Below are 17,379 nucleotides of genomic sequence, written 5' to 3'. Positions count from 1 at the left end.
GCTCTCCGGCCATCGCGGCGACGACGCGCGGCCGGCGGAAGAATTCCGGGGCGGCCGCCAGGCGTTGCAGGGAACGGCCGATGGGAATCAGCACGCGCACGAGGCAGCGCCCGTCCGGCAGATCGGGGCAGCGTGCCGTGCCTTCGAGGCGTCGCAACAGGTTTTCGAAGGGGAAGGGGATCGCGGCCGGACCGCCGAGCGCCGCAACCCGCTGGTCGAACAGCGACGCGCCCTCCAGCGGGAGGTCGAAGCCATAGACCTCGGGCGCGATCGCCCAACCGGGCGCCTGTTCCGCGCCGGATGCGGGCGCCGCCGTTCCGGCTGCCGCGAAGGCCGTCGCGAAGGCCGCCACGAGCATCTGCGCACAGGTCCGGATCGCGGCTCGCATGGTTGACGGTCCGTCGGCGCCGCCGCGCCTACTTCGCCGCGACGACGACCCGCTTCTGCGTGCCGCCCCAGCAGTCCTCCTGCACCTTGCCGCTCTTCTGGAAGGCCGGCCCGTCGCGCTCGGCGATCTCCTTGTTGTAGAGCACGAAGTTCAGCGCGAAGACGCGGTCCATGTAGGCGCGCCCGAGGTAAAGACCGGGCCGCACCATGCGGATCTCGTCGCGCACCTTGAGCCCGCGCCGGCCGGCGAGAAAGTCCGGCTTCTCCTGGTAGCCCGGCAGCTCGTCCGTGAAGGCGTAGTCAATGATCACCGATTCGCGCCGCGAGTCGAGCAGGCTCTGGCCGCAGTAGAGCTTGGCGGGAAAGAGCAGCCACGCGTCCTTGCCGCCGACGGTGATCTTCTTCGGCTCGCCGTCGACGAGGCCGATCTTGCGGAAGAGCTCCAGGTCGTCGATGCGGTTCCGGAGCACCCGTTCGTTGCGGTAGAAGACTTTGCCCTTCCACAGCGTCTCGCCGACCTTGTCGACGGCGATCCCCTTCAGGTGGAGCGCGAAGCCCGCGAGCCCGCCGACGATCTCGCCGGCGCGCAGCTTTCCGCTGTCGCCCTCGGGCAGGATGATGCTGCCGTCGAAGGGGCCGTCCGGGATCGGGCCGGCCGAGAGCCGCGCGTAGATCTGGTCGAGCTGTTCCTGCTTGAGGAGCGCGAGATTCTCGGGTGTGATCTTCTGGAGGTCTGCGGTGCTCAGTGGGTACTGGTATTCGAGCTGGGCGAAGTCAGGCTTGGCGGCGTAGTCGGCGGAATAGGGCGCGAAGGGGATCGCCGGCGGCTCGGTCTTGGTGCAGGCGGGGAGCAGCGTCGCGGCGAAGGTGGCGGTGAGGGCGGCAGCGAACGGGTTGCGGGTCATGGCGCGGTCTCCTTCGCTCACAGGGTCGCGAGGAAGGCGATCAGCGCCTTCTTGTCCGCGTCCGACAGGTCCTCGCCGAAGCGGTGGCCTTCGTTCTCGATCTCGGCCGTGCAGTTGCTGTAGTGCTGCTTGAGGAGATCGCGCTGGGTGCCGAGCAGGCTCGCGAACTGCTCGGGCGCGGTGAGGATGTCGTCAGCGAGCTTCTGCATCTGGCCGGTCGTCTCCTTGCCGAGTCGCGCCTCGAGCTTCGCCGGATCGCGCTTCGCGAGGAAGAGATCGATGATCAGGTCCTTGTGCCGCAAGCTCGTCATCGAATTCGCGGGGATGCCGGCGGGGATGCGCACCTGCCCGCTACCGACGAGCGGCTTCTCGGTCGTGCCGTCCCAGGTCCGCGGGCCGAGGTCGAGGATCACGTCGCGGTCGGTGAGCGTCGCCTTCGGCTTGCGTGTCGCCGGATAGAGCAGCTCGCGCATCGACGCGACATACAGCCGGTAGCGCCCCTCAACGCTCGGGTCGGTCTGGATGCATTCGCTCTGAGTCACCGCGAGCTTGCCTTCTGCGTCCAGTTCGCGCGGACGGAAGAAATCGTTCGCAGAGGTCGCCGGACGGCCGCAGAGCTCGGGGCCGATCGCGTTGTTGTGCATGAAGGGGGCGTGCGCCCACAGGTTCAGGAGCGAGATGTTGCGGTAGTAGCCGCGCCCGCCGTCGTTGGGCTCCTTGATGTTGATGTCGGGTTTGCGCGCCCGCAGCGTCTCGGAGCCGTACTCGGCCCAGATGTGACCGGCCATGTGGTTCGAGTGCAGCGCGCGGCAGCGGTAGGTGCCGACTTCGGTCGCCGGCGTGGCGACGTCGTTCCCCATGAAGTCGGCGCGCAGCCCGTTGTCCGCGAGCGCGTAGAAGTCGCGGTTCGCGAACGGGCCGCCGACGCTCTCGGGGATGCTCGAATGGCAGCGCGCGCAGTTCGCCGCGAACACGGTCCTGCCGCGCGCGACGGCACCCGCGCCGTGCTCCTTCTCGAGATCGGCGATCAGGTTCGTGCGCGTGTATTCGGCCGCAGTGGGATTCGCGGCCCTGCGCTCGTGGTTGCGTGCGGCGTAGAGATCGGTCGCGTTCGATTCGGCCGACAGGAAGAAGGCGAAGATGTTCGCGAGCCTGTCCTCGATCGCGCGGAAGTTCGGGCAGTCGCGCCGGCACTGGCCGATGTTGAACGCCGTCTGGCCGAAGTTGCGCCCCTCGGGATCGACCTGCCGCATGTCCGTCAGGTGGTTCACCCAGCACTGCTCCGAGCACGAGCCGATGTTGAAATACACGCGCTGGATCGCCTCGAGCGCGCCGATCGAATCCTCGCCGCCCTTCAGGATGTGATGCACGCCCGGCTTGCCGAGCGTCGTGTCGTCGCTGCGCAGGCTCTTCGCCCAGCACTTGCCTTCGCGGCCGGGCTCGCACCAGCACTTCGTCTCGTCCTTCTCGCTGCCGCAGGTGTTCGTCTTGCGCCACTTCGCGATCGATTCGCCGGGAAAGATCGGCCGTTGCGCGACGTTGATCAGCGCGTTGATCGTTCCGGGGTTGTTCACGGCGTCGTTCGGGATCGCCGACGTGTCGGTCGTGCCGGGCCGCGAATGCGCGAACATCTGCCATTCGATGCTGTTGCGCGACATGCCCGAGCCGAGGACCTCGGACATCCGGATGTACTGGTTGCCGACCAGCCCCTTGATGTTCTCCCACTTCGGATGCGCCGGGTCCATTGGCGGGTTCAGGGGGTCGAAGGCGATGTGGCAGGAGCCGCAACTCGTGCCGATCAGGAAGGGCGGCTCGATCGACGCGTCGGCGAGCCGTGCGATGCGCTCGTCCGACGGCACTTTCGTTAGCTCCACCATGTGCCGCCCGAAGCCCTCCCAGGTCCCGAGCCCGCCGTTCACCTTCTTCCACTGCTCGGGGTCGAAGCGCGGATTGGGGAACTTGCGGAAGCCGAGCGCCCCAGTCGAGGTGCCGAAGCGCAGGTCGCAAGCGGACTGGCGCTGGTCGCGGTTGTCCTTCTGGTGCGGATCGTTGGGGTCGAGCGGCGCATCGGCGAGCCCGCAGGCCGGGTCGACGTAGCCAGGCTTGCCGACGTACTTCAGCAGCACGTCGTCACCGGGGCACCAGTCGAAACCGTAGGTCTCCTCGCGGCTCTTCGCCGGACAATTCGCATCGCCCGGCGTGCAGCACGACGGATCGTTGATCAGTCCCCAGGCCCGAAAACGGTCGTCGCGCTGGTCGTTGCGCAACACGCGGAACCAGTCGGGCAGCACGCCGACGCGCTGTTGGAAGACGTAGGTGTGGAAGCGTTCGTTGCCGGCCGTTGCCTTGAACCAGATCAGCCGCCCGACGCAGGCCGAGTTCGACAGCCCTTCCCGCGCGCAGGCCTCGAAGTAGGGCGCGTTCTGGTCCATCGACGTGCTTTCGGGGATTGGCTTGTCGGGCGCGACGATCGGTGGCAGTTTCGTCGCCTCGCCCGCGGGCGGCTGCGCCGAAGCGCTCGCGATGAGCGCGGACAGGGGGGCATCCGGGTCGCGGTTGGCCGAAACGAACACCATGGCGACCAGCGCGCCGACGATGGCGCCGGCGGTGACGAGCACTTTCATGGTCCGCTCCTGTCGGGTTGCGGGCCATTTCGGCAATGACCTTGAGATGCCCGCGGCGCATATCCGTGGGCGACCGGATGGCGTCTTTCCGCCGTCTTCCGCCTCGATGTTGTTGTTGCGCTTAAAGTTCTATAGGCAAGCGGAACCCGAATTGCAAACTTCGATGCACGATCCGGACGATGCTCTGCGGCCTTCTTTCAGTCTTTGCGCGGCGATTTCACCGCCCCAAGCGCTTCGCCAGCAGGCCCAGCCACTCATGCGCCGCATACCACCCGGCATAGGCGGTGGTCGGGCCGGGCAGCTCGGCGAGGACCTCGTCGCTGCCGCCCGGAGCGCTCAACCATGCCGTCGGGGCGGGGAAGACTTCGAGCCCTGCGTCCTCGAATTCGGCGCGCGCGCGCGGCATATGGATCGCGTGCGTCACGAGCACGATGCGCCGGATGCCGGCCGCCTTGAGCTGCTCGGCGGAGAAGCGGGCATTCTGGTGGGTGTCGAGCGACGCGGCCTCGGTCCAGCGCACCTTGATGCCGAATTCGTCCTGCAGCACCGCGCGCATCAGTTCGGCTTCGGGCTTGCCGCCGGTGAGGCTCCCCCCGCTGACCAGCACCGGCAGGCCGCTCGCGCGCGCGAGCCGCGCCCCGTAGCGGATGCGCTCGAGGGCAAGGCGATTCGGTGTCTCGCCGCCGTATTCCGGCGCATAGCGGCGCGTGCCCGCGCCGAGGATCACGATCGCGCGCGCTTCGCGTAACTCTTCTGCGGTGATCGGCGGGTCGGTCTCCAGTCCCGTGATCATCCAATGCACGCTCGCCGGGGTCATGAACATCAGCGCCGCCACGACGCCGAGCCACGCCAGGCCGAAGCCGGCGCGGCGCCAGCGCAGTGCCACCAGCAGTCCGAGGGCGATCAGCAGCACCGGCGCGAGCGGCGGGAGCACGACGATCGACACGAATTTCTTGAGCCAGAAGAGGGTCGAAGCGAGATCGAAGGCCATCGGGACGATAGGCGCCTGGGCGCGAGCGTTAGGGTGAGTTTGTGCGGAGTTTGTCGGGAATTGGGGGCCCCAGTATTATCATCGACTATTCAGTCGCCGCGGCGCCATCGAGCCGCCTTCGTGCCATGCCCGTAACACCCCGCTTTGTCGCCCGCATCCCGTTTCGCTCCGCCGCGGGCCTCGTCCCGTCCGCGCAGCGCCTGAGGTAAGCCGGCGTGGGCCTGCGTGAAATCATCCTCCTGCTGATCGTTGTCGTCGCGGCCTACGTCGCGTACCAGCTCTACCGCATCGTGCGCGGGGCGAGGGCGGGGAAGGCAGCGAAGGCGCCGGCGCCGGCACCCGTGGCGAAGCGCGTCGTCGCCGAAGCCCCTACCGCCGTGGCGGATGTCGGCGACGATGACGAGGACGATGCCGTGCTGGTCTTCGAGCGGCCCGTCGTGCGCCGCAGCGACGAGGAGACGCGCGCGGCGGCGGAGACGTCCGATTCCAGGCTCTTCGAGCTCGAACTCGAACTGCGCCAGTTGCGGCGCGAACTCGACCAGCAGCGGGCCGACGCTGCCGCGCTGCGCCAGACCGTCGCCGGACTCGGCGAAGCCGTCCGTGCGCAGAAGACGCAGCCTGCCTCGGCGCCCGTTCACCAGAGCGGTTCGCCGCAATACGACGAGGCGCTCGTTTATGCGCGTCGCGGCCTCGACGTTGAGGCGATTGCCGAACGCTGCGGCATCACCGTCGCCGAGGCCGAGCTCGTGCGTTCGCTCGCGCGCGGCCGTGAAGGTGGCGGCGGGCAATGAAGGGCGCGGGGGCTTCCGGTGGCGTGGTGGGCGGCCTGAAGCTGGCCGAAGAGAAGCAGGCTAAGGAAAAGCAGGTCGCGGTGCTGAAAGCCGCCGTAGGCACGCTCGTTCTGTTGCTGCTCGCGCTCGCATGGGTCGTGCTCAGCGAGGCCCCTGCGCCCGCCCCGCCTGCGCCTGTTGCAGCCCCTGAAGCGTCGCCCAGGACCTTTTCGCAGACCGCTTCGGGGACAATCAACTCCGAGTCGCACGCTGCGCCGGCGCTCACCCCGTCGCCGGACGTCGCTGCAGCCGCATCCGCTGCGTCGCCGGCAGCGTCGGCGCCCGATTCCTTGCCGCAGCATGGATCGGGCGAGCAGGACGAGGAAAAAATTCGCCGCGAGCCCAAGCTCGATGGCATGATCTTGCCGCCACACAAGCCATGAGCTTCGCGTTGCCGCGCCGTGAGCGGCGTCGGCCGTCGGTGGAGGCAAAAACTGAAGAAGAGGAGAGCGCAATGAAGATCGAAAGTCAGCTGTTCGGTACCGTCGACGTCGCAGAAGACAAGGTCATCGAGTTTCCCGCCGGTCTGCCGGGCTTCGAGCATTGCAAGCGTTTTGCGATGGTCCAGGAGGAAGGCACCCAGGCCCAGGTCTTCCTGCTGCAAAGCGCGGACGACCCCGCAGTGGTGTTCTCCATCACCAGCCCGCAAACCCTCGGTGTCAATTACGAGTTCAGCCTCAGCGACGACGAAGTCGCCGCGCTGAAGCTCTCCAACCCGGCCGACTCGCTCGTGATGGTTATCGTGCGCAAGGAAGAGGGGGACGCGAGCAGCCCTGCCACCGCCGGCCTGCGTGCGAACTTCATGGGACCGATCGTGATCAACACGTCGGCCCGCCTCGGCCTGCAGAAAGTCATCACCAAGCTCGGCTGCGACGTCACCCTGCGCGCCGAAGCCTGAGCCTCGCGCCTGCCCGCCGACCGCGGGCAGGGCTCCGGCCGATGCTCGACCCTTCCTGAACCCCCACAAGGAACCCACGAATGAGCCGTACCATCATCTCCACCCCCAATGCTCCCGCCGCCATCGGCACCTATTCGCAGGCCGTGAAGGCCGGCAACGCCGTGTATTGCTCGGGCCAGATCGGTCTCGACCCGGCCACGATGCAGATGGTCGAAGGCTTTGAAGCGCAGACCGTGCGGGTGTTCGAGAACCTCAAGGCGGTCGCCGAAGCGGCCGGCGGCTCGCTCGCCGATGCGGTCAAGCTGACGATCTACCTGACCGACCTCTCGAACTTCGCCAAGGTCAACGAAGTGATGGCGCGCTACTTTGCCGAGCCCTTCCCGGCGCGCGCCGCGGTCGGTGTCAAGGAATTGCCGAAGGGCGCCGTGGTCGAGGCCGACGCGATCCTCGTGCTTGGCTGACAGACCCGGCTGGGCCGGTGTCGGCCCGCAACTCGCGGCGCGGCTGGCGAAACTCGATATTCGCCGGCCGCAGGATCTCGTCCTGCACCTGCCGCTGCGCTACGAAGATGAAACCCGCCTGACGCCGATCGGCGCGGCCCGCGCGGGCATGCCGGTGCAGGTCGAAGGCGAGGTGCAGTCCTGCGAAGTCACGCTGCGCCCGCGCCGCCAACTCGTCGCGCGCATCCGCGACGACTCCGGCACGCTCGTCGCGCGCTGGCTCAATTTCTACCCTTCGATGCAGAAGCAGCTCGAAGCGGGGCGGCGCGTGCGCCTCTTCGGCGAAGTGCGCGGCGGCTTCTTCGGCGACGAGATGATCCATCCGCGCTTGAAGTCGGTCGATCCTGGCGAAGGCTTGCCCGAAGCGCTGACCCCGGTCTATCCGACGACCGCCGGGCTTGCGCAGTCGGCGCTGAGAAAACTCATCGGACGCGCGCTGAACAGCGTTCCGCCCGAAGAGCTGCTGCCCGCGGCGCGGCTACCGGGACTCCAGCTGCCCGGCTTCATGGAAGCGCTGCGCACGCTGCACCAGCCGCCGCCCGACGTCGATCCACATGGGCTCGAGATGCGCGCGCACCCTGCCTGGCAGCGCATCAAGTTCGAGGAACTCCTCGTCCAGCAACTGTCGCTGCGCCGCGCCTACAACGCCCGTCGCACGCGGCATGCGCCGGTGCTGCGCGACGACGGACAGCTCACCCGCGCACTCCTCGCGCAACTGCCGTTCAAGCTCACGGGTGCCCAGGCACGTGCCGTCGCCGAGATCTCGCGCGATCTCGCGATGCCGCACCCGATGCAGCGTCTCCTGCAGGGCGACGTCGGCAGCGGCAAGACCATCGTCGCGGCGCTCGCGATGCTGCAGGCGGTCGAGAACGGCCGGCAGGCGGTGCTGATGGCGCCGACCGAGATCCTCGCAGAGCAACACTGGAAGAAGCTCGCCGCTTGGCTGGAGCCGCTCGGCGTCGGCATCGCGTGGCTCTCCGGCAGTCGCAAGAAGAAGGAACGCGAAGCCGAGCTCGCGCGGCTCGCGAGCGGTGAAGTGCTGCTCGCGGTCGGCACGCATGCGCTGATCGAGGACCCGGTCGCACTGCCGCGGCTCGCGCTCGCGATCGTCGACGAGCAGCACCGCTTCGGCGTGCGCCAGCGCCTCGCGCTGCGCGAGAAGGGCCCCGACGCGATGCATCCGCACATGCTGATGATGTCGGCGACGCCGATCCCGCGCACGCTCGCGATGAGCTACTACGCCGACCTCGACGTCACCGTCCTTGACGAGCTGCCGCCCGGACGTACGCCGATTCTCACCAAGCTCGTCACCGAGTCGCGCCGCGATCAAGTCATCGCGCGCGTGCGCGACGCCTGCCGCGGCGGCGCGCAGGCCTACTGGGTGTGTCCGCTGATCGAGGAATCCGAGGCGCTGCAGCTGAAGACTGCGGTCGAAACCTTCGAGTCGCTGACAGCTGCCTTGCCGGACCTGAAGGTGGGACTCGTCCATGGACGCATGAAGTCCGACGAGAAGTCCGCGACGATGGCCGCCTTCGCCGCCGGGGAGCTGCATCTGCTGGTCGCGACGACCGTCATCGAAGTCGGCGTCGACGTGCCCAACGCCAGCCTGATGGTGATCGAACATGCCGAGCGCTTCGGCCTCGCGCAACTGCACCAGCTGCGCGGCCGCGTCGGGCGCGGCACGGCCGAATCCGCCTGCATCCTGATCTACGCCCATCCGCTGTCCGAGAACGGCCGCGCGCGCCTGAAAGTGATCTACGAGCATAGCGACGGTTTCGCGATCGCACGCGAGGACCTGCGCATCCGCGGCCCGGGCGAATTCGTCGGCGCGCGGCAGAGCGGGCTGCCGCTCTTGCGCTACGCGGATCTCGAAGGCGATGCGGAGTTGCTCGAACCGGCCCGCGACGTCGCCGAGCGCCTGCTGCGCGAGGCGCCGGACATTGCCGCGCGGCTGATGGACCGCTGGCTCGGCGGGCGCGAGGGCTTGCTGGGGGCCTGAGGTGCGGGTCGCGGGCACTGGGTTTGCTGGACCGCCCCTAATGAAAATCCTCGGGGACCCCGCCCATGAGCCGCTCCTTACCCCCCGGTCTCCCGCGCGCAGGCGGACCGAAGGAAGCCGTCGCGGCCGTGGCCGGCGAACCCTTCGGCGAAGTTCGCCGGATCGCGGTGCTGCGAGCGAACGGGCTGGGCGATTTCGTCTTTGCAATGCCGGCACTGGCCGCGCTGCGCGAGCGCTATCCGCACGCCCAGATCACCTTGCTCGGCAAGCGTTGGCATCGCAGCTTCCTGAAAGGGCGCTCGCGGTTGGTCGATGAAGTCGTCGCCCTTCCCCCGGTACCGGGCGTCGGGGTGCCCGAAGACGTGGAAGTGGACGAGGCGGCGATCGACGCCTGCGTCGACGACCTGCGCCGCCGAGCCTTCGATCTCGCCTTCCAGTTCCAGGGGGGCGGCCGGTATTCGAATCCCTTCCTGCTGCGTCTCGATGCCCGTCACAGCTTCGGTGCGTGTGCGCCCGGCGCGCAGCCGCTCGCGCACTCGATCCCTTACGTGGTGTGGCAGAACGAAAGATTGCGCCTGCTCGAAGTCGCCGCGCTCGCCGGGGCGCCGGCGATCCAGCTCGAACCGCGCCTGCCGGTGCTCTCGCGCGACCGGCGCGAACTAGCCGAACAGGTCACGCTGCCGTCCGAGCCGCTCGCCGTGCTGAGCCCCGGCGCGATGGACCCGCGGCGCCGCTGGCCCGTCGAACACTTCGCAGCGGTCGGGGACGCGCTCGCCGCAGCGGGTGCCGCCGTAGTGGTGCAGGGCGACCACAGCGAACGCCACCTGACCGCGGGCGTCGTCGCCGCGATGCACCGCCAGGCGCTCGACCTCGGTGGCCGGCTCTCGCTCGACGGACTGACGGCGCTGCTCGCTCGCGCCCGGATCATGGTGGCCAACGACAGCGGGCCGCTGCATCTCGCGCAGGCCGTCGGCGGCGCCACGGTCGGCCTCTACTGGCTGGTCAATCTCTTCGTCTCCGGTCCCCCGACGGTGAGCCGGCGGCGCTACGCGATGTCGCTGCGGCTCGCCTGTCCCGAATGCGGACGCGAGAACCTCGCGATGCGCTGCGAACATGACGTCTCCTTCATCGCGGACATTCCGGTCGATGAGGTCCTCGGTCTCGCGCTCGCGCTCTGGCATCAGGAGACGGCCGTTCCGGTGGCTCCGGCCTCGGTGTCGCGCTGAGGGGCTGGCGATTCGCGCCGGGTGATCGGGGCAGGCGTGTAGCCGAGGGCGGCCAGCGCCGGCGGAGCGTCGAGCGCGTCGACGACTGGTCGAGCTCCGCGCCAGCCCTTCTTGCCCGCCATGACCATCAGGAAGAAACGCAGGCGCTCGCGCCGTGACGCGGGATGGGCGGCGAGAGCGCCCAACACGCGGGCGCCGAGCACTGCAAAAATGGGTCGCATGGCGAGTCTCCTGTCCTCGATTGGGTGATGTCCAACCCGCAACCGGTGTGCCTTGCGATCCCCGTCCGGTCGTCGGCGCGCGGGTATGGGGTTTGCAGCGGCTGACGGCGCAGCAAAGAACCTGCTATGGAAGGAGATGAATCATGTTGATTTGTGACGCGATGACCCGGGACGTGCGGATGGTGCGTCCGGACCAATCCATCCGCGAGGCCGCGCGCATCATGTCCGAATGCGACGTCGGCGTCGTGCCCGTGACCGAGAACGACCGTCTCGTCGGGATGCTTTCCGATCGCGACATCACGATCCGCGCCGTCGCGGACGGGCAGTCGCCGGAAACCAAGGTGCGCGACGTGATGAGCGAGGACGTGAAGTACTGCTTCGAGGACGACGACATCGACAGCGTGGCGAGCAACATGGCCGACGTGCAATTGCACCGGCTCGTCGTGCTCAACAAGGACAAGCGGCTGGTGGGGATCGTCGCCCTCGCCGACATCGCCCAGTGCGAAGGCTCGGAACCGGTCGGCAAGGCCGTGTGCGGCATCTCCGAGCCCGCTCACGCCTGAGGCGGACGTCGCGGGCCCGGTAATTGTTACGCGCGGCGGTGCTTTTCTTCCGTCGTGAGCCGCGACCCGCACATCAGAAGCAGACCACCCAGAGGAGGTGCGTGATGTTGAATTACTCCCTGATATTCCTGGTGATCGCCATCATCGCCGCGATATTCGGCTTCGGCGGGATTGCCGCAGGCGCGGCCGAGATCGCAAAGATCCTGTTCTACATCTTCCTGCTGATCTTTCTCGTCTCCGTCATTCTCGGCGTGCTGCGACGATGAACTGAATCGGAAGGGCGACAGGCGGCCCAGCCGGGCTGTACCGACCCAGCTTTCTGTCGCCAGCCGCTGCGAGGAGTCAGGCGCTACGGCTGGCGCGCATCGGGCGCCCCGCGGTTCCGGCCGCCTCGCCTTCCATCCTGCCAGCGGCTCCGCGTGCCGCTTCTCCCATCTGCCGGCCCTCGGTGTTCATGACGTCGTTCTGGCGTTCTGCGATATCGCGCGAGAACTGCATGCCCTGCCGCACCGTGGCCCGGAACTGCTCGCCGCCTTCGCGCAGGCTCGCGCGGGTCGCGTCACTCAAGGATTCCGTCGCACGCGCCATTTCATCGGCTTGCTGCCGTGACAAGGCCTTGAGTTGTTCGAGGCTTTCCGCGGTCTGCCGTTGCAGCTCCTCGAGCCCGTAACCCCAACGCTCCGAGAAATCGATCGCCTGCTGCTCGAGCAGCCGGATCACGTAGCCCTGGATCTCTGCGCTCGTGTCGTTCATCCGCCCGGCGAAACGCACCGCGTTATCGGTACTCGCCGAAAACAGGCGCAGGCTGCGGTCGTCGGCGAGTTCGAACAGCGATGCCCAGTTAGGAAGCCCGAAGGCGGCAGCGGCGCGAAGCTGCGCCCGAAGGACGACCCGAGCGGTCGCCGCATGCAGGTCGCACCACTGGCCGAAGCTGCGCATCGTCGTCTGCGCAAGATTGCTCATCGCCTCGGTCTGGCGCCCGCCCCTGCCTTCGCCCTGGCCGGGATCGCCTTCGCGGTCGGAGGTCCTTGCTTCATCTTGCGGTTTTGCTTGAGCCATGTCGCATCTCCTGGAAATGATTTCGCAACCGGCGTCGCCGGTTTTGCCCGCATGGCAATTGGCGCGCCCGGCGTCCGATGCGGGAGATATGCCATCGTCCTGGAGAAGAACCGGCGCTCCCGCAAGCAATGACGCGAGAATCCCGCCGACGGCTGCGCGAGCCCATTTGAAAGAAGTTCAAGCGAGCGAAAAAAGTACAGCGCGCGTGGCCCGCGCCGAGGGTGAGAACCCGCGTCAGCGAGGAGCGCAGTGGAGCAGCGAGACGACCGCTTCGCGGCGGTCCAGGTCGAGCCAGTCGCCATGCTCCCAGGTGCCCTGGACGCGGTTGATCCGGCGTGCGACCGAGTGCCCGAGGATCGCGACGGCGACGGCCTCGAGGGTCGCGGGCACGGCCTTGATCGCGAGCATCAGCCGGTCGGAGCCAGCCCCGTTTCCGCTGGGCGCAGCCTCGCGGGCGGTTCCCCGATCAGAGGGGAATGCGCCGAGATAGGCGCCGATGCCTTCTCTTGCGAAACCGTCGATCCATTCCGCATCTTCCCTGTCCTTGTTCGCCGCGTTGCCGACGAGGAGGTACACACCATGCTGGCCGGGAGGATCGAGGTAGTAGGCGGCGTAGTCGGAAGACCTGAAGCCCAGACCCTCGAGCAGCATCATGGCCTCTCGAAGGTGTTCCATCTCGTCGAAGTGTCCGACGATGATCGTGGACATGGGGGCCTCCGGTAAATCGGCGCGGGCGTGCCTGGTAGCGCCTGCGCCGGCGGGGTTGTCGTCCATCCCGCGCGCGGGCCCCCGCCGTCCGCGCCTGGACAGGATCATCCTACTCATTTTCAGCAAGTTTCATACCTCGTGTGGGGTATCGGTAGACGCGGATGCGGCAGTGGCGTCACGGGAGCGGTCGGAGCACTCATTGCGTGACCTCGTCGAACACCGCGAGCCAGTCGGCGACGAAGCGGTCGATCCCGAAGCGTTCGAGCGCGACGCGCCGCGCGGCCGCTCCGAGGCGCGCCGCTTCGCCGCGGTCTTCGAGCAGATGGCGCATGACCTCGACGAGGCGGGCCGGATCGGTGTCGATGTAGCCGTTCTCGCCGTTGCGGATCACCGTGACGAGCTCGGTCGTCGCGAGTCCGACCAGCGGCAGCCCGATCGTCATCGCTTCGAGCGCCGCCAGGCCGAGGCTCGTCCAGCGGATCGGATGGAAGTAGAAGCGATAGTGCGCGAGCCGGGCCGGCAGCTCGAGATTCGGAAGTTCGCCGAGACCGCCGCTGCGTTCCGAATCCATCCCGAAGAGATCGAACGGGACTTGGGCGCGTACCGTCTCCACGACGTCCGCGCCAAGGCGGCGTCCGCGACGCGCGAGGTGGTTGACGACCGCCACGCCGCGCGCGAGCTCCCCGATGTAATGCAGCCCGGCGGGGACCAGCACGCCGTGGTCGATCACCCGCGTCGGCGTACGGCCGTTGTCCCACATCAGCGCATTGAAGCCAGTGACGTGGACCAGCAGCGTCGTCGGGTCGTCGACCGGATGGACCGTGTCAGTCGGATGCCGCTGCGGCGGATCATGCTCGAGGTAGATCCGCGGCAGCCGGCGCTGCGCCTCGGTGAGCAGCCGGAACTGGTCCTCCAGATAGGCGCTGGCGGACTGGAACAGGATGCAGTCGAAGGAGGTCGTCGCAAGCTGCTCGACCGGGACCTCGACGACCGTGTCCGCCCAGGGCAGCGTTCCCGCGCGCCCGGCGTAACCCGGCGAACGTGCGGCGTCCACGGGCACCAGAAAGGTGTGGGGGACCTGCGTGAGGTAGTACAGGTAGTTGCCGTGCACATGCCACGTGAGAATTCGCAGCGGCCGCCTGCGGCGCATCGCGCCCTTCCGTTGCGAGGACGCATCCCCTTGGCGCGGCAAGGCGCTGGCTCTCAGGACCACGGCGCTTCCCCTTCAGAATCGGTGTCGGATCGAGAAGGGCAAGCCCCATGCCCGGTTTCGCGCCGGACGCGATGCGTTTTGCATGCCTTTGGCGGCGGTATTTCGTGTAAGTTCGGTCGGCGGACGGGAAATAATTACGCGTACGCATGCTGTGCGCCGCGTCTTCATGGCGCCCTTGCGCGGTCATTGCCCTTCGCCCCGCCCGCGGCGTCGCGGCCGCGGGGAATGACCGTGATGACGCCGTCGCTTTCCATGAAAGCCTCGCGCACCTCTGCGACGTCGGTAATCTCATGTTCGCGCAGTTTCGCCATCAGCTCGTCCAGCGTCAGGTTTTCACTGCGCAGATTGCGCCTCAGCACGTGGCCATCCTGGATCAGTCGCAGCGCCGGCGGCTGCAGCAGCCGGCGGATGCGCGGAAAGCGGAAGCAGAGATGGTCGAACAGCACGTTCCAGGCGAGGATCGTGCAGATCAGCACCAAGCCGTCGCTGATCGACTTGTATTCCCCCGCCATCGCGTTCTGCGAGGCGTCCGCGATCAGCACGAGAACCAGGATGTCGGCGACGCCGACGGCGCCGAGGTCGCGCTGCAGGAAGGTGCGGAAGGCGAACAGCAGGAACCAGTAGATCACGGTGCCGCGGATGAAGAGCTCCAGCGGCGACATGCTGAACGCGAACATCTCATACCAGTCGATCGACACAGTCCCTCCGGCACACAGGTATTTCGTTTGCCGAGCAAGTTGCTTGCCCGCTCTTTTTACAATTTCTTCCAGGGCTTGTTACAAAACAGGCCCGGCCGATGGCTAATCTCGGACTGAGTCGGATGTCCAAACGATGTTGAGTCGCTGCGTCGAGGAAGGACAGACCGCGGAGGAGACCAGATGCCACAGGTATTACTCGTCGATGACGACCCCGAGTCCCTCGGGTGGTTAAGCGAATTCATCCGCGCGGAGGGATATACCGTCGATACCGTCGATTCATTGCGTACGGCGCGCATCCATCTCACGCGTTCCCGGCCGGACGTGATCCTGACCGACCTGATGCTGCCCGACGGACAGGGCATCGAGTTGTTGAACGAATTCCCTGCGGGTGATGCGCCGGAGGTCGTCGTGATCACCGGCCACGCGAGCGTCGAGAGCGCGATCGAGGCCCTGCGTGCCGGGGCCACCGACTATCTCGTGAAGCCGGTCGACGTCGAGCGGCTGCGCAGCATCCTGTCGCGCGTGCCGAAGGCCGAGCATTTCCGGCAGGAGATCGGCGAGCTGCGTAATGAACTGCTGAAGCTCGGCCGCTTCGGCCACATCCTCGGCAATTCTCCGGTGATGCGGCGCCTCTACGACCAGCTCGCGCGTGTGGCGCCGACCTCGGCCTCGGTGCTGCTCGTCGGCGACAGCGGGACCGGCAAGGAAGTCGTCGCGCAGACGATCCACGAACTCAGCCGGCGCAAGCGCTACCCCTTCCTGCCGCTCAACTGCGGTGCGGTGTCGCCGCAACTCGTCGAGAGCGAACTCTTCGGCCACGAAAAGGGCAGCTTCACCGGTGCCGATCGCCAGCACCAAGGCTTCTTCGAACGGGCCAACCGCGGCACGCTCTTCCTCGACGAAGTCACCGAGATGCGCCTCGAGCTGCAGGTCAAGCTGCTGCGCGTGCTCGAGACCGGCAGCTTCATGCGCGTCGGCACCAACGAGCCGCTCGCGACTGACGTGCGCCTGATCGCGGCCACGAACCGCTCGCCCGAGAAGGCCGTCGAGGAAGGCCGCCTGCGTGAGGATCTCTACCACCGCCTCAACGTCTTCCCGATCCATCTGCCACCGCTGCGCGAGCGCGGCACCGACATCGAGCTCCTTGCGCAGCACTTCCTCGCCGAACTGAACGAGCAGGAACACGTCTCCAAACGCTTCTCGCCCGAGGCCATCGCTGCGCTCTACGCCCACTCCTGGCCCGGCAACGTGCGCGAGCTGAAGAACTACGTGCATCGCGCCTTCATCCTTGCCGACGAGGTGATTGACGTCGATCTCGCGCCCGAGAGCTTCCTGCAGCCCACGCACAGCCCGGTGCTGACGATCCGCATCGGCACGCCGCTCGAAGAGGTCAACCGGCGCGTGATGGAGGCGACGCTGCTCGAGTGCGGCAACGTCAAGCGCAAGGCCGCCGAGATCCTCGGCATCAGCCTCAAGACGCTCTACAACCGGCTCAACGCCTATAGCACCGACAAGGGTGACGGCGAGCTCGAAGGTCTGGGCGACGACGGCGGCGAAGATTTCGACAACATCCCCAAGAGCTTCGACAGCGGCATGCCCGGCGAGCGCGCGGGCGAGGCCGTCCTGCCGGCCGATCCGCGCACCAAGAGCCTCTGACGTCGCGTCCGCTGTAAGTCCTACATTTCCCGCGTAGGACTTGCCGCGGACGAAGCGGTCGTCCAGCCATCGGCCGCGGTCAAGGCCGGGAACGCCGGCTGCTTGCGGTCCGGGTTCTTGCGCAGGGAGATTCGCCCATGAACTCGCCCATCAGGAAGGACTCGTCCTACCCGGCTCCCAAGGGGCCCGAGGCCGACAAGGAAGACCTCGGGCCGCGCCAGGTCATCGAGCAAGCCGCGCGCGACATCCACCGCGGGCTTCGCGATACCGACCGCCACGGCACGCCCTCCGACGTGCCCGGGCCCGGCGTTCCGCCCCAGCAGTCGCCAGGCGCGGCGGTGCCGGAAGAGGGCATTGACGTCGCCGCCCCTTCGCCGAAAGGCAAAGCCAAAGGCAAGCCGCCCGCCCGCTGAGCTCGGGCACGCCGGTTGCAGTCTGCGCGGACAATAACAACAGGAGGGTGTGACATGGAGGCGACGCCGCCGGAACGGTTGTCGGGCCTGGTGGCGCGTGCGTGCCGCCTCGCCGCGGATTTTGCCGTGCTGGCGGTCATGGACGCCCGCTATTCGGCGCGTCGAGCGATCGAAATCGTGGGCGTCGTGGTCGTCACGTCGGTGTTGCTCGTCACCGCCTGGCTCGCGCTCGTCGTCGCGGCCTCGGTCTGGCTGCTCGGCTCCGGGACGTCGTGGCCCGGCGTGCTCGGGCTGGCCGCGCTCCTCAATATCCTTGCCGCACTGATCGCCGCCTTCTGGCTCAAGCGCCGCCTGCACGAGCTGCCCTTCGCCGCCACGCTCAGACAGCTGCGCGGCGAGCCGCCGCCGGAAGAGGGCATGCGTTAGCCCCGAGCGTCTCCAAGCCCCCTGCGGAGCAATGGTTGGGGCCGTCACACCTTCTCGGTATG

19 protein-coding genes and 1 pseudogene are annotated in these 17,379 nt (G+C 67.6%); 11 read left to right on the top strand and 9 right to left on the bottom strand.

The features are described from left to right. From VJ673_RS02025 to VJ673_RS02010, 4 genes and pseudogenes are all read right to left on the bottom strand, one after another. A pseudogene (locus VJ673_RS02025) lies at positions 1–388 on the bottom strand (hypothetical protein); the annotation flags it as partial. A 28-nt stretch (positions 389–416) separates the two neighbouring features. Beyond that, a complete protein-coding gene (locus VJ673_RS02020) occupies positions 417–1,292 on the bottom strand; it encodes a hypothetical protein (protein WP_324124341.1) in 876 nt (291 codons plus the stop codon). 17 nt (positions 1,293–1,309) lie between these two features. Further along, positions 1,310–3,916 (bottom strand): c-type cytochrome, encoded by a 2,607-nt coding sequence (locus tag VJ673_RS02015; RefSeq protein ID WP_324124340.1) that lies wholly within the window; start codon positions 3,914–3,916, stop codon positions 1,310–1,312. Between the two features lie 217 nt (positions 3,917–4,133). Beyond that, entirely contained in the window at positions 4,134–4,907 is a 774-nt protein-coding gene (locus VJ673_RS02010) for a YdcF family protein (RefSeq protein WP_324124339.1), read from the bottom strand. A gap of 215 nt (positions 4,908–5,122) precedes the next feature. Between VJ673_RS02010 and VJ673_RS02005 the strand changes: the two genes are divergently transcribed. From VJ673_RS02005 to VJ673_RS01980, 6 genes are all read left to right on the top strand, one after another. Further along, positions 5,123–5,698 (top strand): DUF2802 domain-containing protein, encoded by a 576-nt coding sequence (locus VJ673_RS02005; RefSeq protein ID WP_324124338.1) that lies wholly within the window; start codon positions 5,123–5,125, stop codon positions 5,696–5,698. After that, positions 5,695–6,120: a hypothetical protein gene (locus VJ673_RS02000; protein WP_324124337.1), complete on the top strand. Its 426-nt coding sequence runs from the start codon at positions 5,695–5,697 to the stop codon at positions 6,118–6,120. The genes VJ673_RS02005 and VJ673_RS02000 overlap by 4 nt, the downstream gene beginning before the upstream one ends. Positions 6,121–6,191: 71 nt before the next feature. Next, positions 6,192–6,635, top strand: a complete 444-nt coding sequence (gene fliW / locus VJ673_RS01995; RefSeq protein ID WP_324124336.1) for a flagellar assembly protein FliW — start codon at positions 6,192–6,194, stop codon at positions 6,633–6,635. Positions 6,636–6,715: 80 nt separating this feature from the next. Then, positions 6,716–7,096: a RidA family protein gene (locus tag VJ673_RS01990; RefSeq protein WP_324124335.1), complete on the top strand. Its 381-nt coding sequence runs from the start codon at positions 6,716–6,718 to the stop codon at positions 7,094–7,096. Continuing rightward, positions 7,089–9,134, top strand: a complete 2,046-nt coding sequence (recG, locus tag VJ673_RS01985) for an ATP-dependent DNA helicase RecG (protein ID WP_324124334.1) — start codon at positions 7,089–7,091, stop codon at positions 9,132–9,134. The genes VJ673_RS01990 and recG overlap by 8 nt, the downstream gene beginning before the upstream one ends. Before the next feature lie 65 nt (positions 9,135–9,199). Further along, positions 9,200–10,360 carry a glycosyltransferase family 9 protein gene (locus VJ673_RS01980; protein WP_324124333.1) on the top strand — a complete coding sequence of 387 codons (1,161 nt, stop codon included), beginning with the start codon at positions 9,200–9,202 and terminating at the stop codon, positions 10,358–10,360. On the opposite strand, the gene VJ673_RS01975 is transcribed toward VJ673_RS01980, so the two are convergent. Next, positions 10,315–10,581 (bottom strand): hypothetical protein, encoded by a 267-nt coding sequence (locus VJ673_RS01975; RefSeq protein ID WP_324124332.1) that lies wholly within the window; start codon positions 10,579–10,581, stop codon positions 10,315–10,317. The genes VJ673_RS01980 and VJ673_RS01975 overlap by 46 nt on opposite strands. A gap of 143 nt (positions 10,582–10,724) precedes the next feature. Here VJ673_RS01975 and VJ673_RS01970 point away from each other — a divergent pair, with 143 nt between their 5' ends. Together VJ673_RS01970 and VJ673_RS01965 are read left to right on the top strand one after the other, a co-directional pair. Then, entirely contained in the window at positions 10,725–11,144 is a 420-nt protein-coding gene (locus VJ673_RS01970) for a CBS domain-containing protein (RefSeq protein ID WP_324124331.1), read from the top strand. A gap of 104 nt (positions 11,145–11,248) precedes the next feature. Beyond that, on the top strand, positions 11,249–11,410 hold the full coding sequence (locus VJ673_RS01965; RefSeq protein WP_324124330.1) for a DUF1328 family protein: 162 nt from the start codon (positions 11,249–11,251) through the stop codon (positions 11,408–11,410). A gap of 76 nt (positions 11,411–11,486) precedes the next feature. On the opposite strand, the gene VJ673_RS01960 is transcribed toward VJ673_RS01965, so the two are convergent. From VJ673_RS01960 to VJ673_RS01945, 4 genes are all read right to left on the bottom strand, one after another. Next, positions 11,487–12,203, bottom strand: a complete 717-nt coding sequence (locus VJ673_RS01960) for a hypothetical protein (protein WP_324124329.1) — start codon at positions 12,201–12,203, stop codon at positions 11,487–11,489. 234 nt (positions 12,204–12,437) lie between these two features. After that, on the bottom strand, positions 12,438–12,911 hold the full coding sequence (locus VJ673_RS01955; protein ID WP_324124328.1) for a hypothetical protein: 474 nt from the start codon (positions 12,909–12,911) through the stop codon (positions 12,438–12,440). Positions 12,912–13,107: 196 nt separating this feature from the next. After that, positions 13,108–14,061, bottom strand: coding sequence for a glycosyltransferase (locus VJ673_RS01950; RefSeq protein ID WP_324124327.1), 954 nt, complete (start codon positions 14,059–14,061; stop codon positions 13,108–13,110). Between the two features lie 227 nt (positions 14,062–14,288). Then, positions 14,289–14,822 carry a DUF421 domain-containing protein gene (locus VJ673_RS01945; protein WP_324124326.1) on the bottom strand — a complete coding sequence of 178 codons (534 nt, stop codon included), beginning with the start codon at positions 14,820–14,822 and terminating at the stop codon, positions 14,289–14,291. A gap of 180 nt (positions 14,823–15,002) precedes the next feature. Between VJ673_RS01945 and VJ673_RS01940 the strand changes: the two genes are divergently transcribed. From VJ673_RS01940 to VJ673_RS01930, 3 genes are all read left to right on the top strand, one after another. Then, complete coding sequence (locus VJ673_RS01940; RefSeq protein WP_324124325.1) at positions 15,003–16,478, top strand: sigma-54-dependent transcriptional regulator; 1,476 nt, start codon at positions 15,003–15,005, stop codon at positions 16,476–16,478. Between the two features lie 137 nt (positions 16,479–16,615). Continuing rightward, positions 16,616–16,891, top strand: a complete 276-nt coding sequence (locus VJ673_RS01935) for a hypothetical protein (protein ID WP_324124324.1) — start codon at positions 16,616–16,618, stop codon at positions 16,889–16,891. A gap of 54 nt (positions 16,892–16,945) precedes the next feature. Then, on the top strand, positions 16,946–17,317 hold the full coding sequence (locus tag VJ673_RS01930) for a phage holin family protein (protein WP_324124323.1): 372 nt from the start codon (positions 16,946–16,948) through the stop codon (positions 17,315–17,317). Positions 17,318–17,379: the final 62 nt, after the last annotated feature.

The sequence above is a fragment of the Aromatoleum sp. genome (assembly GCF_035254505.1).
GTDB lineage: Bacteria > Pseudomonadota > Gammaproteobacteria > Burkholderiales > Rhodocyclaceae > Aromatoleum.
This window is presented reverse-complemented; position numbering and strand designations above follow the sequence as displayed.

Excerpts from the sequence above, each read along its gene's own strand:
- VJ673_RS01930 (WP_324124323.1), top strand. The coding sequence starts at position 16,946 with ATGGAGGCGACGCCGCCGGAACGGTTGTCGGGCCTGGTGGCGCGTGCG.
- VJ673_RS02015 (WP_324124340.1), bottom strand. The coding sequence starts at position 3,916 with ATGAAAGTGCTCGTCACCGCCGGCGCCATCGTCGGCGCGCTGGTCGCC.
- VJ673_RS01955 (WP_324124328.1), bottom strand. The coding sequence starts at position 12,911 with ATGTCCACGATCATCGTCGGACACTTCGACGAGATGGAACACCTTCGA.
- VJ673_RS01970 (WP_324124331.1), top strand. The coding sequence starts at position 10,725 with ATGTTGATTTGTGACGCGATGACCCGGGACGTGCGGATGGTGCGTCCG.
- VJ673_RS01950 (WP_324124327.1), bottom strand. The coding sequence starts at position 14,061 with ATGCGCCGCAGGCGGCCGCTGCGAATTCTCACGTGGCATGTGCACGGC.
- fliW (WP_324124336.1), top strand. The coding sequence starts at position 6,192 with ATGAAGATCGAAAGTCAGCTGTTCGGTACCGTCGACGTCGCAGAAGAC.
- VJ673_RS01990 (WP_324124335.1), top strand. The coding sequence starts at position 6,716 with ATGAGCCGTACCATCATCTCCACCCCCAATGCTCCCGCCGCCATCGGC.
- VJ673_RS01965 (WP_324124330.1), top strand. The coding sequence starts at position 11,249 with ATGTTGAATTACTCCCTGATATTCCTGGTGATCGCCATCATCGCCGCG.
- VJ673_RS01935 (WP_324124324.1), top strand. The coding sequence starts at position 16,616 with ATGAACTCGCCCATCAGGAAGGACTCGTCCTACCCGGCTCCCAAGGGG.
- VJ673_RS01960 (WP_324124329.1), bottom strand. The coding sequence starts at position 12,203 with ATGGCTCAAGCAAAACCGCAAGATGAAGCAAGGACCTCCGACCGCGAA.
- VJ673_RS02010 (WP_324124339.1), bottom strand. The coding sequence starts at position 4,907 with ATGGCCTTCGATCTCGCTTCGACCCTCTTCTGGCTCAAGAAATTCGTG.
- VJ673_RS01940 (WP_324124325.1), top strand. The coding sequence starts at position 15,003 with ATGCCACAGGTATTACTCGTCGATGACGACCCCGAGTCCCTCGGGTGG.
- VJ673_RS01980 (WP_324124333.1), top strand. The coding sequence starts at position 9,200 with ATGAGCCGCTCCTTACCCCCCGGTCTCCCGCGCGCAGGCGGACCGAAG.
- VJ673_RS02020 (WP_324124341.1), bottom strand. The coding sequence starts at position 1,292 with ATGACCCGCAACCCGTTCGCTGCCGCCCTCACCGCCACCTTCGCCGCG.
- VJ673_RS01975 (WP_324124332.1), bottom strand. The coding sequence starts at position 10,581 with ATGCGACCCATTTTTGCAGTGCTCGGCGCCCGCGTGTTGGGCGCTCTC.
- VJ673_RS02000 (WP_324124337.1), top strand. The coding sequence starts at position 5,695 with ATGAAGGGCGCGGGGGCTTCCGGTGGCGTGGTGGGCGGCCTGAAGCTG.